The sequence below is a fragment of the Acidobacteriota bacterium genome (genome assembly GCA_039028635.1).
In the GTDB taxonomy this organism is placed as follows: Bacteria; Acidobacteriota; Thermoanaerobaculia; order Multivoradales; family JBCCEF01; genus JBCCEF01.
The window spans coordinates 1-5,600 of record JBCCHV010000111.1; the positions used below are offsets into that span (position 1 = coordinate 1).

The 5,600-nt window shown below is 68.1% G+C and carries 4 protein-coding genes; 1 reads left to right on the forward strand and 3 read right to left on the reverse strand.

Annotated features, from left to right (window positions below; genetic code table 11):
- Window positions 1-311: 311 nt before the first annotated feature.
- Window positions 312-524, reverse strand: coding sequence for a cold shock domain-containing protein (locus tag AAF604_24640; protein ID MEM7052873.1), 213 nt, complete (start codon window positions 522-524; stop codon window positions 312-314).
- A 331-nt stretch (window positions 525-855) separates the two neighbouring features.
- On the opposite strand from AAF604_24640, the gene AAF604_24645 reads away from it, so the two are divergent.
- A complete protein-coding gene (locus AAF604_24645) occupies window positions 856-1,725 on the forward strand; it encodes a DMT family transporter (GenBank protein MEM7052874.1) in 870 nt (289 codons plus the stop codon).
- Here AAF604_24645 and AAF604_24650 read toward each other — a convergent pair.
- Window positions 1,661-3,751, reverse strand: a complete 2,091-nt coding sequence (locus AAF604_24650) for a class I tRNA ligase family protein (protein ID MEM7052875.1) — start codon at window positions 3,749-3,751, stop codon at window positions 1,661-1,663. The genes AAF604_24645 and AAF604_24650 overlap by 65 nt on opposite strands.
- A gap of 4 nt (window positions 3,752-3,755) precedes the next feature.
- Complete coding sequence (locus AAF604_24655) at window positions 3,756-5,084, reverse strand: SidA/IucD/PvdA family monooxygenase (GenBank protein MEM7052876.1); 1,329 nt, start codon at window positions 5,082-5,084, stop codon at window positions 3,756-3,758.
- Between the last annotated feature and the right edge of the window lie 516 nt (window positions 5,085-5,600).

Consider the following 5,600-nt stretch of genomic DNA (forward strand, 5'->3'; position numbering starts at 1 on the left):
GCGCCGCCTCGCCCGCTGGGCTCGGGGTCCCACGCGGGCCGGAAGTCCTCGAACCTGAACTATTTCAGCAGCCTGCTAGCAGGCTGCTGAAATAGTCCGCTTCGCGACTTGTTCAGAGCCTGCTGTCTCTTTCAGGGGGGCCCGGCCAGCAGTGGCTAGAGGCGCCCCCCTCGGGCCTGCGCGGCCCGCCAGCGCGCCCATGTCGTGCGGCCTCATCCCAAGGTGGACCGTCGGGCCCGGCGCTCCACAGGCACGAAAAAAGCCGCCCCGGAGGGCGGCTTTTTCCTTCTCGCTGTGGAACAGCGAGGTATCTATTCGGTGAGCTTGGCGACGTTCTCGGCCGCGGGACCCTTCTGGCCCTGGACCAGATCGAACTCGACGCGCTCGCCCTCCTGCAAGGACCGGAAGCCGGTCGCATTGATCGAAGAGTGGTGCACGAAGCAATCACGATCCCCGTCGTCCGGGGTGATGAAACCGAATCCCTTGGTGTCGTTGAACCACTTAACAACGCCGGTCGTACGCATGACGAACTCCTGTCTACTTTACTGGTGTTGGAACTCCGGAGACCGAGGGATTACCGCACCTGCGACTCCTGCTCCAGCTAAATTGTCTCTCTTCGTGGGGAGTTGAGCTTGGGGATCGCCGGGAACGGCCAAATCCGTGAAGAAGCTCTGAAGATTTCGTACTCCGAAGGCAATTCGGTGTTCTACCTGGCTCTACGTCGAGCCCACCCCTTCTTGGGAGAGCCGCCAGGATCGTAGCAGCGCCCGAACCACCTGTCAACGAGAGACTTTCCGGCGCTCGAAGGGGAGTTTCGGTGTAGTCTCGGCGGGCTCCGAAAGGCGCCTCCACGGCATGACTTCGACCGCCCTTATCCTCGTCCTGCTGACCAGCTTTGCCTGGGTCGGCTTCGACGTTCTCCGCAAGCTGCTGGTCGAGCGTATCCCTCCGGTGACCCTGATTTTCCTGATCACCGTCGGGCAAGTTCCATTGTTCGGCGCCTGGGCGTTGATCGACGGTTGGTCCCTTCCGCCGGGCGCCTACTGGCCGCCGGCGCTGATCGCCGGGGCGATGACGGTGGTGGCGAGCGTCGCCTTCGTCCAGGCCCTGCACATCGCGCCCCTGAGCGTCATCGTGCCGCTGCTTTCGCTGACCCCGGTCTTCACCTTGATCAGCGCCATTCCCTTGCTCGGCGAAGTGCCGACGCCGCGCCAGGTGGTCGGAGTCCTGCTGGTGGTCTTCGGTGCCTGGTGGCTGCAGCGCGATGCCAGCGCCGCCGAAAGCGATGCCGAGCAGCGTCGCCGCGGTCGACAGGGCTTCTGGCTGATGGTGCTGGTGGCGGTCTTCTGGTCCGTCGGGCCGGTGCTCGACAAGGTGGCGATGCGCCATGCCTCGGCTCCGGTTCACGCCTTCTGGCTGTGCAGCGCCGTCTCGCTCGGCCTGCTGGTGCTGCTCCTCGGGCGCGGCAATCTCGCCGAGATGCGGAAATTACGCGACGTCCCCGGCCTCTTCGGTCTCTCGCTGTTGACCAGCGCCGCTGCTCTCGCTTTCCAGATGCTCGCCATCCAGGTGGTGCTGGTCAGCGTCGTCGAGACCGTCAAGCGCGGCGTCGGCAACGTCGCCGCCCTGGTCATCGGGGCGCGCTTCTTCGGCGAGTCCGTCAGCGTGGCGAAAGTGCTGGCTGGTTTGCTGATGGGGCTGGGGGTCGCTCTGATCGTTCTATGACCGCGCCGTGGGTCGCGAGATAGGTCTCGAGACCCGGGATCAGCGGCTGCGACAGGTCACCCCGACGCTGTCCCGCCGGCAGCCAGTCGAGGGCCTCGGTCCAGGCCCCGGCGGCGATCTCGCCGGAGAAGCCGAGGGCATGCCACAGGCGGTCGGCGGTTTCGGGCATCAGCGGCGCCGCCGCCAGACAGAGTCCTTTGACCGCCAGGAGCTCGAGGGCGATCGCCGTGCGCCACTCCTCGTGGCGGCTCTCGACCCGCGACCAGTCCTGCTGCGCCGCCCCGAAGCGGCGCGCCTCGCGCACGATCTCGCCCAGCACTCGGACCGCCCGCTGCGGTGAGAAGGCCACCGCGCTCCAGGCCCCGGCGGCATCCTCGAGCAGGTCTTCGAGGCGCTGGTAGAAGCGACGCTGCTCGTCGTTCCAGTCGCCGGTGGAGGGAATCTCGTCGCCGAGGGCGCGACAGCGGGCCTCGACGCCGCCGAGCCAGTCCTGCCAGTCGCCGAGCAGGTCGTGGCGCAGGGCGGCATGAAACTCATCGAGGGTGAAGCGGGTTTCTTCCCGTTCCGGTGCGGTCGAGGCGAGGTAGTAGCGCACCGCGTCCCGCGGTGCTTCGGCGAGGAGCTGGCGTCCGAGGATCCGGTGGCCTCGGCTGGTCGAGAATTTGAGGCCGCCGAGGTGGTAGAACTCGTTGCTCAGATAGGCGGTCGGCAGCCGGATCTCCGGGTCGAAGGCCTTCAGCAGAGCCGGAATCAGCAGCGCATAGTAGAAGCTGTTGTCGAAGCCGAAGCACTGCACGACCTGGCCCGCCGGATCCTTCCAGTGCAGCGGCCAGTCGCCGTCCGGCGCCAGCACTTGGCGACTGTAGGCGAGGTAGCGCGGCGCCATCTCGAGCCAGACGTAGAGGCGTTGCTCCTCATAGCCGGCCATCGGCACTTCGATCCCCCAGTGGGTGCGGTGGGTGACCGTGATCTCGGGCAGCTCGTGGGCCATCAGGTCTTCGCAGAGGGCGACCAGGCGCCCCCCCATGGCGACCTGCCGCAGGTGCTCGCGAAGGATCTCGCGATGCGGTTCGAGGGGGAAGACCCAGCGCCGGGTGGGCACCAGCTCGGGAGCGTCGTCGCAGACCGTGCAGGCGGCCTCGAGCAGGTCCGGAGCGTCGTGGACGCGGCCGCAGTCCTCGCAGGTGTGACCCACCATGCCGCTGCCGCAGTGCGGGCAGAGGCCCTTGAGGAACGACTCGTAGAGGGAGCGGTCGCAGCGGCGGCAGAAGGGGTAGGGATCCTCGCGTTCCACCAGATGACCCTGTTGGTGGAGGCGCAAGAACAGCTCCTCGGCCAGCGGACGATGGGCCGGGGCGCGATTGGGACGCGGAAAGGCGGCCAGCTCGACGCCGGCCAGGTCGAGGGTCTCGGCGATCAGGGTGGCGTAGTGATCGGCCGTTTCCTGCGGCTGGCGGCCGATGCGACGGCCCTCCGCCTCGACGAAGATCGAGTTGTCGTCGCTGCCGGTGACGAAGCAGGCGTCGCTGCCGCGCAGGCGCAGATAGCGGGCGTGGAAATCGCCGGCGAGGTAGGGGCCCGCGAGGTGTCCGAGGTGAAGGTCGCCGTTGGGCGTCGGAGGCGCCGCCGTCACCAGTACCCGCGCCGCGCTCTCGGTCTCCTCCTGCGGCGTCCAGGCATCGCGGTCCTCCCACCAGACGGTGAGGAACAGCAGGTCCTCGTCCTGGGACAGGTTGCGCAGGCGATGTTGATCGAAGGGATGGTGAAAGGTGACGTCGCCGGGGCCGACCTCGAACCGCTGATCGCCGACCGCCATCCGCCCCTGCCCGCGCACGATGAAAAAGGACTCGAGCTCTTGGTGGGCGTGGGGCTTGGTCTCCTCGCCGGGGGCGAGGCTCGCCCAGGCGGCTCCGAAGGGCGGCTTGTCGACCACCCCCTCCCAGGGATAGAGCATCTGCAGGCCGACGTTGTAGGCGTTGAAGAAGGACTCCGGGTCGAGGCGGCGCAGGATCGGTCGTTGGCTCACGGCGTCAGCTCCTGACGGAAAGGGCGGAGAGGGATCGGGCTTCGAGGGCGGCAGCGAGGGAACGGGCGATGTCCTGGGCGCGAATCGGCAGCAGCGAAAGAACCGTTTCACTGATGCCGTGGGTGGCCTCGGCGTAGCCCTGAAGGTAGATGCGGGGCTCGAATCCGTCGACGGTGGCCAGGCGGTAGTCGCGCTCGATGCGGTAGTCGCCGGCGCCATCGCGCTCGATGTAAGGCGCCAGGGGCTCGAGCAAGGGCAGGCGGGAGCTCCACTCGAAGCCGGTGGCGATGACCGCGCCGTCGACCTCGAGGGTGCGAGGCTGGCCCCGCAGGACGTCTGCCAGGTGGAGCCGGATCGGTCCGTCGGCGGGTTCCTCGAGGCCTTCGAGCTGGTGCAGGGGCAGGACGCGGGCGCGCTCCCGGCCGGCGACCCGCTCGTCGTAGAGGAAGCGGTAGATGCGCCGGATCAGGGGATGGTCGACCACTGCGTAGTTGACGTCTCGAAAGCTGTCCACCACGCCGCCGCGGACCTCCTCCGGCAGGTCGTAGACGAAATCGACCATCGAGGGGAAGAAGATCTCGTTGGTGAAGTCGCTCTCGTCCACCGGCTTGTAGCCGAAGCGCCGCACCACCGCGGTGACCTCGGCCTGGGGATAGTGGGTGGCGAGGTAGAGGAAGAGCTCGGCGCCGCTCTGGCCAGAGCCGACGACGGCGAAGCGGTATGGCGCCTGGCGGTCCGGGAAGTGGCGTTCGAGGGTGGGCAGGAAGTCCTTCGGGTGGAAAGCTCTACCGCCGGGCTGGAGGTCGATGCCGGGAGGGGTCCAGGGGCGTCCGCCGACGGCCACCGCCAGGTGCCGGCTGCGCAGCTCCTCGAACTCGCCGGTGACCCGGTTGCGAGCCTGAATTTTCAGGTGGTCGACCCGCCCGTCGACGCCTTCGGGCTCGACCCGCTCGACCTGCCGGCCGTAGCGCACGTCTCGGGCGAGCTCGCCGGCGACCCAGCCGAGATAGTCGGCGAACTCGACCCGACTCGGGAACAGATCGCGCAGATTGAGGAACTCGAACAGGCGGTCCTGCTCGCGCAGATAGTTGAGAAAGGTGAATCGGCTGCGTGGGTTACGGATCGTCACCAGGTCCTTGAGGACGGTGATCTGGATCAGGGAGCCCTCGAGCATCATGCCGGGATGCCACGTCGGCTCGAGGCGGGCTTCGAGAAAGCGGCGGTCGACGGTGCGGCAGCCGGGATCCTCTTCCTCTTCCTGCAGCAGGGCCGCGAGGGCCAGGTTGGCGGGGCCGAAGCCGACGCCGACGAGATCGTGGATGTGATCTGCCATCGATGCTCCTCGGGCCAGGGCCGCCCACAGCGAGGCGGCCGAAAAGGCCGGCGAGACCAACTCGCCGGCCAGACTCACTGGAAACCGAGCCGGTCGCGCAGGCCCACTCGGTACAGCGGCGTTCACGCGGGCGCCCCCAGCCCCCATCAGCTCGCAAGTCAGGTCGCTAGGACCTCCTCAGCGACCCGTAAGAGACTCCACGCGCAACGGACTGGAGGTCTCTGACGAGGGGCACCGCCCCGAGCCCCGTCAGATTGCTGAAAACCTCCTCAGCGGTCCGCAAGAGACCCCGAGCCCGCAAGGGCGAGGCGGCGCCTGCGGCGCCGAGGGGCGTTTTGAGCCCCCCGAAAAGCCGAGCCCCCATCAGCCCGCTGAAAAACTCCTCAGGGATCCGCAAGAGACCCCGAGCCCGCAAGGGCGAGGCGGGGCCGGCGGCGCCGGGGACGGGGGTGAGGTCGCACGACAAGTGCGTGCGACCGCCGGGGGCGCCGTTAGCCCCCCCGAAACCAGCCCCCC

What these genes read in the sequence shown, in the direction of transcription:
- AAF604_24645 (MEM7052874.1), top strand. Translation starts at nt 856, where the DNA reads ATGACTTCGACCGCCCTTATCCTCGTCCTGCTGACCAGCTTTGCCTGG.
- AAF604_24640 (MEM7052873.1), bottom strand. Translation starts at nt 524, where the DNA reads ATGCGTACGACCGGCGTTGTTAAGTGGTTCAACGACACCAAGGGATTC.
- AAF604_24655 (MEM7052876.1), bottom strand. Translation starts at nt 5,084, where the DNA reads ATGGCAGATCACATCCACGATCTCGTCGGCGTCGGCTTCGGCCCCGCC.